Below are 14,253 nucleotides of genomic sequence, written 5' to 3' on the forward strand. Positions count from 1 at the left end.
TGGAAAGGCTGCACTCAGCTAATAACGATCAGTCACCAGTTGAGTATGAAAATTCTTTAAGAAAAGTGTCCGGCTGGAGTTGACCAGAAAACAGTTTAGAGGTATCTGAGATGTTACCTCTAAATGGATTATTCATACCTTAAGCGGAAAAATACATTATTTATATTAAAATATCATAAAACTAATAAGTCACTGTTTTTATAAAGATTAATTTTATTTCCTCATTATTTAGAAACATATCTGCTACAAATGGTAAAACAAAAATTTACACTGCAGTACAGATTGTATACATTATATTGAATTCACAATTTATATAGAGTGATCGGATATTCCACTTTACCAACCAATAAGTAGTTTAAATATTGAGAGATGAATAATAATGAAAAAAACATCAATTACATTAGCTGTCACATTTGCTTCATTGTGGAGCTCATTTAATGCAGCCGCTGAACACCATAGTCATACTTACAATCAAGAAAGAATACCTGAATACATAAAAACGCCTCACAAAGGTGTAAATCTTGATAATGAAGAGAAAGCCGTTGCTCGAGATACAGAATCGATTTACCGTACTTCTCGAAGCGTCTCAGATAAATTATTTCAAAGAGTTGATAATTCTGCTACATCAGTATGCTTAACAACCGCAGATTTGGCGGCAGTTAATGGTCAACAGCGCATTAGCTTGTTGGAAACTAATACAGACTATAGTTGTTTTGAAGATAATATGTGGGCGGTAGAGGATGACTTAAAGGCAACTCTTTTTGATCAAGCATCAATGGTCGCAGTTGCACAAAGAGCACAAGTGCTAGCAACACAATATAACGGCAAAAACAACAATGGGTTGCGTAATTTCATCAATTATTTAAGAGTAGGTTTTTGGGCTGTTACCACAAACCGAAGTGCAAGTGTAACATCTGCAGTGCAAGGTTTTTTAGATGCGTTAGTTGCTAACCCTAACTATTTTAATACAGATGAAGATCATGCTTTTAATATGAAAGAGGCAATGATTTTAATGTACATTGAAAACTGGCGTAGCCGTTATGTTGATGCTGGCATTGGCTGGTTACAGCGTTATGATGTTAATTGGGGCGCAAATATGCAAAACCTAATTACTAAAACATTAACGCTTTTTTATCGAGGCCGTAATGATAATGCGTTCAAAGCAGTAATAGAGCAAGATAAAACGTTAGTTACTGCGCTCAATGACTTTTTAATCAATAATGATAATTTAATTGGTAGTACTCGTGAGTACCAATACAATGATGCAGCAAGTGAGCTTGCTCGTTTATTAGGAGTCGGGGGGCAAACATACCAAAGTGTTAGGGTTGTCGTTCGTGACTTTTTAGCTGAATATACAATGACGGGGGATCACTCTAAAGCATGGCTGAATATGGCGGCTCAAGTCAATTACCATGATAATAGCAATTGTAGTTACTACAATACCTGTGATTATAAGCAAACCCTCGAAGCTACAGTATTGCCTATTACTTACAACTGTTCAGAAACTTTACGCGTACGCGCCCAAGAATTAACTAATAGTCAATTAGTTGGCATTTGTAATGACTTGGCTGTTCAAGAGACTTACTTTCATAACAAGTTAAATACAGGCAATATTCCTGTTGCTAATGACAATAACAGTACCCTTGAACTTGTAATTTATAATAGCTCTGCCGACTACAAAAAATTCTCTGGTATTTTGTTTAATCATAGCACGGATAATGGCGGCATTTACCTAGAAGGTGATCCGTCAGTTCAAGGAAATATCCCACGATTTATGGCTCACGAAGCTGAGTGGCTAAGTGAATTTACTGTGTGGAACCTAGAGCACGAGTATGTGCATTACCTAGATGGTCGCTTTAACAAAAAAGGAAATTTCAGCGATGGTTATAACCATAATACTGTATGGTGGGGTGAAGGTTTAGCTGAGTATATTTCTAAGAAGAACCTAAATAATGATGCAGTCGAAGAAGCTCGAAAAGGAACTTTCAGCCTTAGCGAATTGTTCAGAACTAACTATGATGATCATGGTTCAACACGAATTTATGATTGGGGATATTTAGCTGTTCGCTATATGTTTGAAAAACAGAGCAGTGATATTGAGACAATACTAGTTGAATTACGTGATGGGAACTACGTGGGATTTGATACTCATCTTGCAAATATAGGCACTCAATATAACAGCGATTTTTCAAGCTGGTTACAAAAAGTAGAAAGTTCAAGTGATGATGGCTCAGGCGACGATAAAACAGGTAAATTAACCAATGGACAATCTGTCGTAGTTAACTCTAATGGTACAGATCTACCTGCATACTTTATTGATGTTCCAAGTGGCGCGACTGACTTAATTATTCAAACTAGTGGTGGTACAACAGGCGATGCTGACTTACATGTTAACTTTGGCAGTGAAGCTACGCGTACTGATTATGATTATCGCCCATGGAAAAATGGCAGTAACGAGATAGTTTCAGTACAATCACCACAAACAGGTCGCTGGCATATTATGGTTAGTCCATACGGCAATCAGGCATTAGCTAATGTGAATTTAACTGTTAGTTGGACTCAAGCGGATGGCGGAACATCAGTTGAAAATGTTTGTGTTAGCCAACCTCCTGTAAACTCAGGAACATTGACCTCAGACGAAACAGTTTGTCTTGATGGTAGCCGCACAGCCTACTTGTCAATTTGGGTGCCACAGGGTAAATCTAAACTAAGTTATACCACAGGAAATGGTACTGGCGATGTGACACTTTATCACAAAGCAGGCGGTTGGCCTAAAGACAACTCTTACGATAATGTTTCACCGACGAGCGGCAATGATGACAGGATTATCATTAATAGTCCTACCTCATCTTGGCACTATTTGATGGTAAAAGGTGACCACAGTGGAGTAGCGTTATTAACAATGCTTGAAGATTAACTCCTCGTTTTCACTGCGAAACAAACTCGCCGTAAGGAGGGTTTGTTTCATAATTTTTTAACGTTTTTACATAAAATGATTATTGTAAATTAGTTTTACACGGTCGGTTCTATTTTTTCGATAAGTTTAATTTTCAGAGCTATATTCAAGTAATCTGAAGTTTGTTTTTTAACTATTCTGATACCTCTGGTGAAAAATGGGAAAATTGAGTAAGCAAGAGAATAATCTTAAAGCTTTGAAAGATAAGTTTGTAATTGGGTTAGATGAGCTAATGCCTCCGAAATTTATATCTGAACATTCAAAGTTTGAAAATATCGACAACCTAATTGAAGCAAGCGGAGTTGTGATCGATTCTAAAGGAGATATGACGAATTTCGATGATGAATGGGATAAATTTATCTGCAATAACACATCATTCGACTCATGGGAAAAAATGTATAACGCCGCAGGTGCTACATATACTGCAGAGGTTGTGTTAAATAAAAAATAGCAAAAGTTAAAACGCCGTCTATACTTGTTGTGAGTTTGGAGCAAGGAGATCAAGCTCGTTCTTTAAGCACCACCCCAAATAAAGGACTTTGTTAAGTCCTTTCCTTTTATCCGCCAAATTAAGGTAAGCGCTCGATATCTGTGCTTAACAGAGAGTAACTGCGTTCACTTATTACCTGTAAATTGTTGTTATTTATAGTCTCCGTCTAGATTATTATTCTCTTCAATTTCTTGAAATCATATACATAGCAGACTACTTTTTAAATACGTTGTGCCCCGAGCATGACATATAGCGCAGCAATTATAAGGATTAACTATGTTATTACCTTCTTCAAGAAAAGCGTGGAATGTTGTTTGTGTAGTATCCACATTGACAATAATGAACATGTCACATGCAATAGCTGATGTGGCTGTTGTTGTCCACCCAACAAATGATTCAACTTTTGATGAGGGCACTATTAAGAAAATATTTTTAGGTAAAACTAAAAGTTATACAAATGGCCGCTCTGCAATTTTAATCAGCCCGAGCAACACTGATATTGCGGTGGAAGAGTTTAATTCAAAAGTGCTTGGCAAATCGAATAGCCAGGTTAAAGCTTACTGGTCAAAAATTTTGTTTACCGGCAAAGGGACGCCTCCGCAAGAAATGGATTCAAATGCAGCAGTTATTTCATCGGTAGCATCCAACCCTGATGCAATTGGCTATTTAGACGCTAGCGCCGTAACAAGCGATGTTAAAGTCGTGGCAACATTCTGAGGAGAGATAAAATGAAAAAGCTTTCACTAGTAGCATCAGCATTGCTTATTATTTTCTCCCAATCAGCAAATGCAGAGCTAAAAATAAGTGGTTACGGTTCAATTATCGCAGGTAAAACCCTAGGAACAGTCGATGATCCGCTAAATCCGGGGCAGAAACGAGATGAAATTCTCACGGCTGATTTTTATGATGTAGGTCAGTATAATAATGATCTCACATTTAAAGCTGAGTCTATTCTTGCAGTACAGGGCACTTATCGGTTCAATAATAAGCTATCCTTTACAGCTCAATTGGTTGCGAAAGGTGTAGATGATTTCAAACCTGAATTTGATTGGTATTATGTTACTTATCAAGCCAATGAAGATTGGACTTTCATGGCTGGACGACGAAATATACCGATGTACTATTTCTCAGAGTTTGCAGAAGTAGGTTACGCATACCCTTGGATGCGCCCACCCTCAAACCTTTACTGGTGGCAAGTAACGCAGTTCGATGGCGCCCATGCTATGTATAGCTTCGAAATCGGTGATTATTCAAATACTATTACAGCATTTTATGGTAATGAATATTCAGACGATAATGTTGAAATGCTGTATTACGATAAGCTATATGGTGGCACAGCACGAACAGTTAATGAATATTGGACAGATATTGCAGGCTTCAATTGGAATATGTCAGGTGATTTCTTTGACCTTCGTTTTGTTTACTTCCAAAATGATAGGGATAGAGAAACCATTCAACAAGATGGCAGCATTAGCCCTTATACGCCTTTCTCTCAACAATTTATTGGCTTTGGTGGCCAGGTTAATATAAGTGACTTTACCATTCTTTTTGATATGAACTATGTTGAATATGATGATGCAGTTGGAACTGAATTTCCGACATATCTTATTTCTGTGGTTTACAACATTGATGAATTCCAACCTTATGTTTCTTATTCCAAAGCAGATCATGAACGTTCAAATGTTCCGACGGAAGATTTAGAAGAGCATTATATGTTGAGTTATGGTTTGAGGTATGATTTTTATTCAAATGTTGCATTTAAAGTACAGTACGACACATTCGTAGATCAGGGAGATAAAGCAACAGGTTGGGCTTATCATGGTGATTCTAAAACGATTAGTATGGGCATAGATTTTGTTTTCTAATCAAATCATAAAAGGGCTGAGAAAGCCCTTTTTCATGCAATAGATTTCAAAATCGTATACTAACCAATCCCATTACTTGAATTATCTGAGAAAATATTCAAATCCATGTACTTTCAGTAATAGGGGGATTTCGGCAGCAAAGCGGCATGATCGTTGTTTACTTGTTCTTGATGATATGTGAATGCAGGTAGTGGAATAAAAATCCAAAGCCATTAGCTTAGGCTAAAATCGCCTTACTATCAGTTGAATTACTAAACAAAGTTCAATAGAACCTAGGGCGGCAATCTGGTAATTAGTGCTGTGTCATAAAAAAAGCACACCATTTAATTGCGTAAACTAAATGGCATGGTTACCTTGAGGGTTACGTGTTTTAGCTCTTACAACGCAAAACTCGACAAAAACTTAAATGATTATTGAGATATTACGTCTACAATAATTTTATCGAGTCCTTTCTTTGAAACCGCAACAGCTTCAAGTTGGCTAAGGCCGTCAGGGTACTCTTCTTGTTCTACGACTAAATATTGGGTGCCACCAACGGCAATGTTTGCTCTAAGCACTGCAGCCCAATCAGTTGTATCTTGACCAATCAAAGGCTTTTTGCCTTCTGAAGCTTTACCAAACTTTGCTTTATAGTGAGTCGTAACGGTTCTGTTTGGGTATTTATGGATGTATTTAACTGGGTCTTTTTTAGCGTAGGTTACCCAGCCAACATCAAGTTGTAGAATAAAGTCTTGCGCGGTGTTTTCAGCAATGTAATCCCAAAAGGTGCTGTCTTTATAAGGCACCAGTTCACGATCGTGGTTATGAAAACCAAAGCCCATGCCTTTTTCGCGCATGACTTTAGCCACTTTATTAAGGTCTTCAACAAAGCCTACTATGGTATCGGCTTTTTCTGCTCGCCTATCCGCAGGGACGATAAGCATTGGTGCCCCCATTTTCTGATAAAAAGCGATGGTTTGTGCAATTTTGTCATCGGTTAGTAAAGGCATTTTAACGTGTGCGCCACTTACCTTTAGCCCTAAGCCATCTAAAAATGCTTTTAAGCCTTCAGGGTCGTTTTTATAAGGGCCAAAATCACCAGCAAGCTCAACGGCATCAAACCCCATATCGGCGATGGCAGTGACTGTTCCTTTAAAGTCTTTTGCTAAGGTATCGTTAACAGACCACAGCTGTACGCTAATCGCCGGAATATCCGCTTGGCTAATTTGTTGTACTTGCAGTTCTGAACTAGCGTGTTGTGAAGGCTGAGTTTGACAGCCAACAAGGGTACCTGCGCACAATAATGTCAGTGCTGATACCAGTTTTTTTGTTTTATTGATCATTGTTCTTCGCCATTACTAAATTGATTGTTTTAATCTAAAAGTTAAATCCGCTTTGCCGCCATTTCTTTGACTGCGTAGTCCACCGCACGTACCGTTAACGCCATAAAGGTTAAGCTCGGATTTTGAACCGCAGAGGAACAAAAGCTCGCACCATCGGTGACAAATAAATTCGCTACATCGTGACTTTGGTTATAGCCATTGAGAACTGAGGAACTTGCATCGCGCCCCATGCGCGCGGTTCCTAGTTCATGAATACCTGAACCCGGTGGCTTATCGCGCACTCCACTGGTGACATTTTCAAGGCCGATCGCGGTTAGCATCTTGGCCCCTTGCTCTGCGGCATCTTGCATCATGATTTTTTCGTTATCAGAAAAGCGACAGTTAACCTCTAGTTGAGGAATACCCCATTTATCTTTTAGTGTTGGGTGTAGTCGCACTGAGTTTTCATAGCGCGGCAACATTTCCCCTTGCGCGCCAAGGTAAAACTTCCACTTGCCGGGCTTCTTTAAGCTGTTTTTAAAGTCAACGCCGATACCGTCTTGTTGCTGTAAATCATTCCAGCCTTCGCGGTAGGCGCCCGCCGACATACCATAACCGCGCAAGAACGGGCGTTTTTTGTCCGGTTGAAAGTAAAAGTTAGGGATATAAACACCACCGGGACGACGACCTGAATAGAATTCGTCTTCAAATCCGGGGATCTCACCATTGGCCCACGCGTTGTAGTTGTGGTCCATTAAGTAATGACCAAGCGTGCCGGAACTATTAGCTAGCCCATTTGGAAACGCTTTGCTGGTGGAATTAAGCAGTATTTGCGTTGACCCCAATGTAGAGGCGCACAAGAATACCACTTTGCCGTAATACTCGCGCTCAGAAAGGTCATCGTTGTCGATGACGCGTACGCCAGTTACGCGCTTTTTTTGTTCATCATAAATAAGACTGTGCACCACACTGTTAGGCGCAATACGCAAATTGCCGGTGGCAATAGCGGGCGGTAAAGTTGAACTCTGTGTTGAAAAGTAGGCACCAAATGAGCACCCTTTTTGGCACTCATTACGCGCCTGACACATGCCTCGGCCTTGCGCTAAGTGATGCGCTTTTGGCTTAGTTAAGTGGGCTTGGCGGCCGTGAATAAGCTTTCTGTCAGGAAATAAGGATTCAAGCCTTTGTTTGACAAATTTCTCTGGCGCAGTCATTTCAAAGGGTTCTAAAAACTCGCTATCTGGCAGTTGTGGTAAGTTTTCGTTTTGACCACAGATCCCAACGTGGTGTTCAACGTACTTGTACCAATCTGTTAAGTCGTTATAACGAATAGGCCAGTCGTTACCGTATCCATCGAGTTTGTTTGCGTCGAAATCGTAATCGCTCAAGCGATACGCATAACGATGCCAAAGGAGTGATTTACCGCCAAGCTGATTGGCTCGTATCCACCAAAAGTCGGTATCTTTACTGGTTTGAAACGGCAAGTCTCTATCGTTGCCAAAAAAGTGTTTGGTATTTTGATTAAATGCGTAGCACTTCTGCTGTACAGAGTATTGTTCGTCAACTAGTGCTTTTTCTACCTTGGTGCGCAGCGGGGTTTGCCATGGCGCCTTTCCTTCGCCAATATAGTCTTGGCGGTGTTCAACAATACGGCCCCGTTCAATCATTAAGGTTTTCAAACCGCGCTCACAAAACTCTTTTGCCGCCCAACCACCTGTGACACCAGAGCCAATGACAATGGCGTCGAAAACCTCTTTGGACTCTTTTATATAGACACTCATAGCAGCCCCTAGTAGTACGCTAACGCGCCGTGGTTGACGTGTTCATCGCTTTTGATGCTGCCGGTAAAGCCACCTGGAAAAGCCTGATAATTAAGCTCTTGTGAGGCGCCGACCTCAGAGGTGTAGTAGCCAAAGCAAATCAGCGCTTTGAGTTGCTTAAAGTCAGCGCGGTTTTGCATGGTAAACGGTGCTTGACCTTGTTCGATATCAACGAGCAACTGTGTTTGTTTCTCGCCAAGCAATGTGTCAAATGTGTGTTGGTAGTATTTTTTGCTGCTTGTTTCAATCATTGTTATCAGAGCAATCATCTTGTTTTGCGTGGCTTGCTCGTAACAGTGAAACAGCTGATTGTCGATAAAACCATGGACGTCGACATCGCCTGCGCTTGGGGTATCTGTTCTGGGAAGGACCAAATCACATACGGTTTTAAGCAAGGTTAGCTGTGCCTGATTAAATACTTTGCCAGCGCTTAAGTGGCTTTTGGGGTTCAGCGGGTAATTTAACGCCGTAGCAATTGCATTATTGCCGACCAGCCCAGAGGTGATTCCAGCGCCTAAAGTTGCCAGTACGCCTTTTAGAAATTGGCGCTTGCTTGTTGCCTGTTGCGAGAGCGTTTCGTTGGTTTGTGTTGTCATGCTCAGTTACCTTATGCTGGTTGTGATACCTGCTTTTTCGCACGAATGGCAGAAAAACACCAGAGTGAACTAAATGCTACAATTAATACTAGTGGAAAAGTACTGAGTTCAGAGAGTACTAGTTGTCCCGCGATTAAGTCTTTATCTTCGCCAAAATTCGCCACTTCCTGTTTGCTGGCTTCGATCCAGCGACCAATAATGGGATTCCAAGTACTGACCGCGAACATGCCTGCTCCCCCCATTATTGAAAGCCCCAACGCGCCCGTCTGGGGTAGTTTTTCTGCGACATAGCCCAGCATTGTTGGCCAAAAGTAGGTAACGCCAAGGGCAAAGATAACGGCGGCAATATACAATTGATAACCGCTGGCGATACTCATGGCAAAAATACCAATAAACGCCAGTACGGATGAAGTCAGTAGCACGCCTAACGTGTTAAGCGTTTTTATGATGGGCCCTGCGAAATAACGACCAAGCGCCATGACACCCGTGATAAGTGCCATAATGAGCATTGGAGACGCACCTGAACCACCTAAAATGCGCTCGATCCATTGTTGAGTAGCCAGCTCTGTTGTTGCGGTTAACGTCATACACAACACCATAAAAATAAACAGTGGTGAGAGTAGGGCTTTGATATTTTGCCCTGTTGCACCTTTGGCTACGGCGTTAATTTCTTTGGGCAGCGTAAGCTTTAATAGCAATGCGCCATAAACCAGTGTGGGCACCAGCATAATGGCAATTTGGGCCTGCCAATTAAAACCAAAGTCGGTCATAAATTTTGAAGCAAGCGCACCGATGACAATGCCACCGGGGAACCAAACATGGAAGCGATTAAGCATGGTTGTTTTGTTGTCAGGGTAAAGTTTTGCAATTAGCGGGTTACAGCCAGCCTCAACGGCACCATTGGCAAAACCGATAAAAAAGGTGGAGAGCAACAAGCTATAAAAGCCGCTGGCGCCAATGGTTAACCCTAAGCCAAGTAAATGAAACGCAAAGGCTGCGATTATCATGCGTTTTGCGCCAATATGGTTGTATAGCAAGCCGCCTAAAATGGTGGCAACTGGAAAGCCTAAAAACGCCATCGAATTAACCCAGCCAAGCTGGCTATCAGTGAGAGAAAAATCAGCGCTTAATTGCGATAAAATACCCGCCCTAATCGCGAACGTCATTGCTGTCACGACCAGTGCCAAACAAGAGATAGTAAACGCAAGTTGCCTGTAATTATTGTTATTCATGGTGTTTACTCGCTTAACCCCAGTATTTTGTTGTTGATTGTGATGTCACTTGCAACCGCTGCAAAATCGTCAAATGCCACTTCAGTCGGTGTGATGATATGACGGTTGATAAACGCCACGCCCTCTTGGGCCCCTATTTCAGGGTGTTTGATACAGCACTCCCATTCAAGCACCGCCCAACCGTCAAACCCGTATTGTGTCAGCTTGCTAAAAATTGCTGAGAAATTGATTTGTCCGTCACCCAGTGAGCGAAACCGACCTGCACGGTCTTGCCAGTTGAGGTAGCCACCATACACCCCAGTTTTTCCATTGGCGTTAAACTCTGCGTCTTTCACATGGAACGCTTTAATACGCGAATGATAGATATCAATAAAGGCCAAGTAGTCGAGTTGCTGCAACACAAAGTGACTCGGATCGTAAAGAATATTGGCTCTTGGGTGGTTGTCGACATACCTTAAGAAGGTGTCAAAACTGGCACCATCGTGTAAGTCTTCCCCCGGGTGTAGTTCATAGCAAACGTCGACTCCTGCTTGGTCAAAGGCGTCGAGGATTGGTAACCAACGACGCGCCAGATCGGTAAAGCCTTGTTCGACTAAACCAGCAGGGCGTTGTGGCCAGGGATACACGGTGGGCCAAAGTAACGCTCCTGAAAAAGTAGCGTGAGCGCTAAGGCCTAAGTTTTTGCTCGCTTTTGCGGCGAGTATAAGCTGCTCGGTTGCCCATTTTTCGATGGCTTTGACGTCACCTCTGAGTTCAGGTGGTGCAAAACCTGCAAACATCTCGGTATAGGCTGGGTGAATCGCAACCAGTTGCCCTTGGATATGTGTTGAGAGCTCGCTGATAACTAAGTCGTGTTCAGCTAATTGGCTGCGAATTTCATCACAATAATCGATGCTGGTAGCCGCTTTTTCTAAATCAAAATAATTTGGCAAGTGTGTTGGCAGCTGAATGGCTTTATAACCCAAGCTTGCTGCCCATTGGCAAATGCCTTCAAGGGTGTTAAAAGGAGGCTGTTCACTGATAAACTGAGCGAGAAAAATCGCTGGGCCTTTAATTTCACGCATCTGATTGCTCCTTTGCAATTGGGTGCCACTTTAATTCTGAGCGACTTGCCGCAACAGTGCTTTCAATAAATTGCATGCCGCGAATAGCCGCGTCAATGCCCGGCACATCAAGAGCAGATTCAGACGCTTCTTGGCCCGCTTTGGTAGCACGAATTTGCGCAGCAAAATTGCGATAAATATTGGCAAATGCTTCGATGTAACCTTCGGGGTGACCAGCAGGTAAGCGCGTGTTTGCAAGGGCAAGCGGTGACTTGTTAACCACGCCTGTTCTAATAGTTTGTTGTGAACGGTCGGGGTAGCTTAGCGTCAGCGAATTCGGCGCCATTTGAGACCACTTGAGGCTGGCTTTATCGCCATAAATGGCAATGGATAAATCATTTTCTTCGCCGGTTGCGATTTGGCTAGCCAACAATACCCCTTTACTGCCATTTTCAAGCTTGAATAACACCGTGCCGTCGTCATCTAATACGCGCCTATCAAGCGTGGTGTTAAGATCAGCACACACTCTTACCATAGACAAGCCACTGATGTACTCAACAAGGTTTGCTGCATGAACGCCAATATCTGCCATGCAACAGCTAATGCCAGCTTGAGTTGGGTCTAGGCGCCAACTGGCTTGCTTTAACGTGTCATTAGTTTGTGAAGACAACCAACCTTGTGGGTATTGCACAACGACTTTGCGAATTTCGCCCAGTTCACCTTGGCTGATGCGGTACTTTGCTTCTTTAACCATGGGGTAGCCGGTGTAAGTATGAGTCAGCGCGTAGAGGCTTGTTGATTGATTCAATAAATCAGCCAGCTGCTTTGCTTCAGCTAAATTAAGCGTTGCTGGCTTGTCTGAAATAATGTGAAAACCATGCACGATGGCTGCTTTGGCAATGGGGAAGTGCAAATGGTTAGGGGTGACAATGGCCACCATGTCCATGCGCTCAGCCGCTGGGAGCTTGGCTTCTTGCTCCAACATTTCTTGATAGGTTCCGTAACAACGGGAAGGCGCTAACCCTAAACTTTGGCCAAATGATACAGATGCATTAGGGTCTTTACTAAATGCTCCGCATACCAGTGTTATTTCGCCATCGAGTTGTGCGGCCATTCTGTGTACAGCACCGATAAAGGCATCTTTACCGCCACCAACCATGCCCATTTTGATTTTTGTCATCACTTACGTTACTGCTAAAACTGACTATTACTAGAAATAGTAAATAAAAAGTTAACATAAAAGGTAGGATAATTTCGGTTTCAATTGTGACTTAATCGGCGTTTAAAAATTGCTCTATTCGTTTGTTGGGTATTTAGGGGTAGGATATTTCAATAGATTGCGAACCTCTAAAGTGTTTAAATGTATAAAAATAAGCGTGATTGAAAATTGGGATTAGTATGAATCCAACCTCTTTTATTGATGCTGATTTAGATAAAGCATTCTTTGACACGATTTACTTAGAACAAATCTTGGCGATGTTTGACCTTTTTCCCGATACCATTTGTTGGGTCAAAAATAAAAAAGGGCAAATCATGTATGCCAATCAGCCTTTTGTGACGCACATAGGCGTTAAATCTGTTGCTGAAGTATTAGGTAAGACCGATTTTGACTTTTCACCGCCACATATTGCTAAGCAATTTGTTGTTGATGACCAAAAAGTGATGGCTGGCACATCAGTAACGGAACGACTTGAAATTAATCAGCTTGAAGGCAGTGCCGATGTGGCGTGGTTTGTTACTTCAAAGCGACCGTTAATGTCAAAGGGCGGGGAAGTGATCGGCAGCTATGGCATGTCGCGCCAGCTCGATAAAAATGGCCTGACACTTACCGGCTTAGATGCCGTTAGTGTGCCTGTAGAGTACATTCGCGAAAACTTTATGCAGCCGTTAATGTTGGCAGAGGTAGCGGCAATAAGTCATCTCTCCATTAGCGCTTTGGAAAGGCGCTTTAAAAAGTACCTCAATATCACGCCTAAGCAGTTTATCTCGCAAGTGCGTTTAGAACACGCAAGAAAACTGCTGATAGAGACAAACTTACCAATAAGTGACGTTGCGCATCAATCAGGCTTTTCTGATAACAGCTATTTTAGCCGTCAATTCATGGCCTATTTTGATGAGCTACCGAGCCATTTACGAAAGAAGTACCAAACCCAAGATGAGCTGTCTTTCTTACTCGAGCCTATTAATCTTTGATGTTATTTTATCTTTATATTTGAGGGGGCATTTCTCAGTGTCTCAAACTGTGCCCATTTCCAGTTTCCAGATTGTGTTTTCTGAGTATCTCTTTTAGTTTACGCTCGTCATCAGATGGCCCGCATAAAGAAAAATCCAGAATCTCTATTTCATCGTGGCCTTTGTGCCAAGCTTCAAATTCTTCATCACCAATCAGCTCACACAACCTTGTTTTTATATAACTTAAAGCGTCTAGTTGCTCCTCTTCCTCATAGATTGAAAATGACCTAAGTAGATACCTATCAATATCTGCATCAATCCATTTTTCTAAAAGCTCTTTTGCTAGGTAAGAATTACGTCTTGATAAGCCTCGCAGAACTCATTGGTATCTGTGCACTTCTTAGCGACTAAGTACCGACCTTTATTCATACTGTATGGCTTGCCGTATCGTTCAATAAGTAAGTCAACTTGGTGATCTTTTAGATACCTTTTTTCAGAGCTATTATCCTTCGCTCTTGTTATATCGGATTCTTCTGCCCCAATATAAATTGCTATATCTTTTTGTGTGCCACCTAACTTTTTACTTACTTCAATAGCATGTATGAGAATTACTTTAGCTTCGTCACGAGTGTATCTGTCCATTCTATTTATTCCTTCAGTTTTTGAATGGCCTAAGTATTCGATAATACTGAACTGGTTTAATTGAGCCGGACACTTTAATAATGGACAATGTTCTAATATTGAGGTGTTAAATGACAAAACGTAAAAATAAATCTTA

The 14,253-nt window shown here is 41.7% G+C and carries 12 protein-coding genes; 5 read left to right on the forward strand and 7 right to left on the reverse strand.

The features are described from left to right. Nucleotides 1-379: 379 nt before the first annotated feature. The 4 genes from AN214_RS20885 to AN214_RS20900 all read left to right on the forward strand — a co-directional run bounded on the left by AN214_RS20885 (nt 380) and on the right by AN214_RS20900 (nt 5,311). The gene (locus tag AN214_RS20885) at nt 380-2,917 is read left to right on the forward strand and encodes a M9 family metallopeptidase (RefSeq protein ID WP_054981484.1); all 2,538 of its coding nucleotides are present in this window, start codon (nt 380-382) and stop codon (nt 2,915-2,917) included. Between the two features lie 196 nt (nt 2,918-3,113). Then, the gene (locus AN214_RS20890; RefSeq protein ID WP_054981485.1) at nt 3,114-3,407 is read left to right on the forward strand and encodes a hypothetical protein; all 294 of its coding nucleotides are present in this window, start codon (nt 3,114-3,116) and stop codon (nt 3,405-3,407) included. A gap of 315 nt (nt 3,408-3,722) precedes the next feature. After that, entirely contained in the window at nt 3,723-4,163 is a 441-nt protein-coding gene (locus AN214_RS20895) for a hypothetical protein (RefSeq protein WP_054981486.1), read from the forward strand. Nucleotides 4,164-4,174: 11 nt separating this feature from the next. After that, nucleotides 4,175-5,311, forward strand: coding sequence for a porin (locus tag AN214_RS20900; protein ID WP_054981487.1), 1,137 nt, complete (start codon nt 4,175-4,177; stop codon nt 5,309-5,311). Nucleotides 5,312-5,721: 410 nt separating this feature from the next. Here the strand turns inward: AN214_RS20900 and AN214_RS20905 are convergent, their stop codons facing one another. From AN214_RS20905 to AN214_RS20930, 6 genes are read right to left on the reverse strand one after another with little or no spacing between them, the layout of a single operon-like run. Beyond that, nucleotides 5,722-6,633, reverse strand: coding sequence for a sugar phosphate isomerase/epimerase (locus AN214_RS20905; protein ID WP_054981488.1), 912 nt, complete (start codon nt 6,631-6,633; stop codon nt 5,722-5,724). A gap of 41 nt (nt 6,634-6,674) precedes the next feature. Continuing rightward, nucleotides 6,675-8,393 carry a GMC oxidoreductase gene (locus AN214_RS20910; RefSeq protein WP_054981489.1) on the reverse strand — a complete coding sequence of 573 codons (1,719 nt, stop codon included), beginning with the start codon at nt 8,391-8,393 and terminating at the stop codon, nt 6,675-6,677. 8 nt (nt 8,394-8,401) lie between these two features. Then, the gene (locus AN214_RS20915; protein WP_054981490.1) at nt 8,402-9,028 is read right to left on the reverse strand and encodes a gluconate 2-dehydrogenase subunit 3 family protein; all 627 of its coding nucleotides are present in this window, start codon (nt 9,026-9,028) and stop codon (nt 8,402-8,404) included. Nucleotides 9,029-9,039: 11 nt separating this feature from the next. Continuing rightward, a complete protein-coding gene (locus AN214_RS20920) occupies nt 9,040-10,260 on the reverse strand; it encodes a sugar MFS transporter (protein WP_054981491.1) in 1,221 nt (406 codons plus the stop codon). 5 nt (nt 10,261-10,265) lie between these two features. Beyond that, nucleotides 10,266-11,324 (reverse strand): sugar phosphate isomerase/epimerase, encoded by a 1,059-nt coding sequence (locus AN214_RS20925; protein WP_054981492.1) that lies wholly within the window; start codon nt 11,322-11,324, stop codon nt 10,266-10,268. Continuing rightward, nucleotides 11,317-12,483 (reverse strand): Gfo/Idh/MocA family protein, encoded by a 1,167-nt coding sequence (locus tag AN214_RS20930; RefSeq protein WP_054981493.1) that lies wholly within the window; start codon nt 12,481-12,483, stop codon nt 11,317-11,319. Before AN214_RS20930 ends, AN214_RS20925 begins: the two co-directional genes overlap by 8 nt. 218 nt (nt 12,484-12,701) lie before the next feature. Here AN214_RS20930 and AN214_RS20935 point away from each other — a divergent pair, with 218 nt between their 5' ends. After that, nucleotides 12,702-13,496, forward strand: a complete 795-nt coding sequence (locus AN214_RS20935) for an AraC family transcriptional regulator (protein WP_054981494.1) — start codon at nt 12,702-12,704, stop codon at nt 13,494-13,496. Between the two features lie 321 nt (nt 13,497-13,817). Here the strand turns inward: AN214_RS20935 and AN214_RS20940 are convergent, their stop codons facing one another. Beyond that, the gene (locus tag AN214_RS20940; protein ID WP_054981495.1) at nt 13,818-14,117 is read right to left on the reverse strand and encodes a hypothetical protein; all 300 of its coding nucleotides are present in this window, start codon (nt 14,115-14,117) and stop codon (nt 13,818-13,820) included. Nucleotides 14,118-14,253 lie beyond the last annotated feature (136 nt).

The organism is Pseudoalteromonas sp. P1-9 (assembly GCF_001399975.1).
In the GTDB taxonomy this organism is placed as follows: Bacteria; Pseudomonadota; Gammaproteobacteria; order Enterobacterales; family Alteromonadaceae; genus Pseudoalteromonas.

What these genes read in the sequence shown, in the direction of transcription:
- AN214_RS20900 (WP_054981487.1), top strand. Translation starts at nt 4,175, where the DNA reads ATGAAAAAGCTTTCACTAGTAGCATCAGCATTGCTTATTATTTTCTCC.
- AN214_RS20895 (WP_054981486.1), top strand. Translation starts at nt 3,723, where the DNA reads ATGTTATTACCTTCTTCAAGAAAAGCGTGGAATGTTGTTTGTGTAGTA.
- AN214_RS20935 (WP_054981494.1), top strand. Translation starts at nt 12,702, where the DNA reads ATGAATCCAACCTCTTTTATTGATGCTGATTTAGATAAAGCATTCTTT.
- AN214_RS20885 (WP_054981484.1), top strand. Translation starts at nt 380, where the DNA reads ATGAAAAAAACATCAATTACATTAGCTGTCACATTTGCTTCATTGTGG.
- AN214_RS20925 (WP_054981492.1), bottom strand. Translation starts at nt 11,324, where the DNA reads ATGCGTGAAATTAAAGGCCCAGCGATTTTTCTCGCTCAGTTTATCAGT.
- AN214_RS20905 (WP_054981488.1), bottom strand. Translation starts at nt 6,633, where the DNA reads ATGATCAATAAAACAAAAAAACTGGTATCAGCACTGACATTATTGTGC.
- AN214_RS20910 (WP_054981489.1), bottom strand. Translation starts at nt 8,393, where the DNA reads ATGAGTGTCTATATAAAAGAGTCCAAAGAGGTTTTCGACGCCATTGTC.
- AN214_RS20915 (WP_054981490.1), bottom strand. Translation starts at nt 9,028, where the DNA reads ATGACAACACAAACCAACGAAACGCTCTCGCAACAGGCAACAAGCAAG.
- AN214_RS20930 (WP_054981493.1), bottom strand. Translation starts at nt 12,483, where the DNA reads ATGACAAAAATCAAAATGGGCATGGTTGGTGGCGGTAAAGATGCCTTT.
- AN214_RS20940 (WP_054981495.1), bottom strand. Translation starts at nt 14,117, where the DNA reads ATGGACAGATACACTCGTGACGAAGCTAAAGTAATTCTCATACATGCT.
- AN214_RS20920 (WP_054981491.1), bottom strand. Translation starts at nt 10,260, where the DNA reads ATGAATAACAATAATTACAGGCAACTTGCGTTTACTATCTCTTGTTTG.
- AN214_RS20890 (WP_054981485.1), top strand. Translation starts at nt 3,114, where the DNA reads ATGGGAAAATTGAGTAAGCAAGAGAATAATCTTAAAGCTTTGAAAGAT.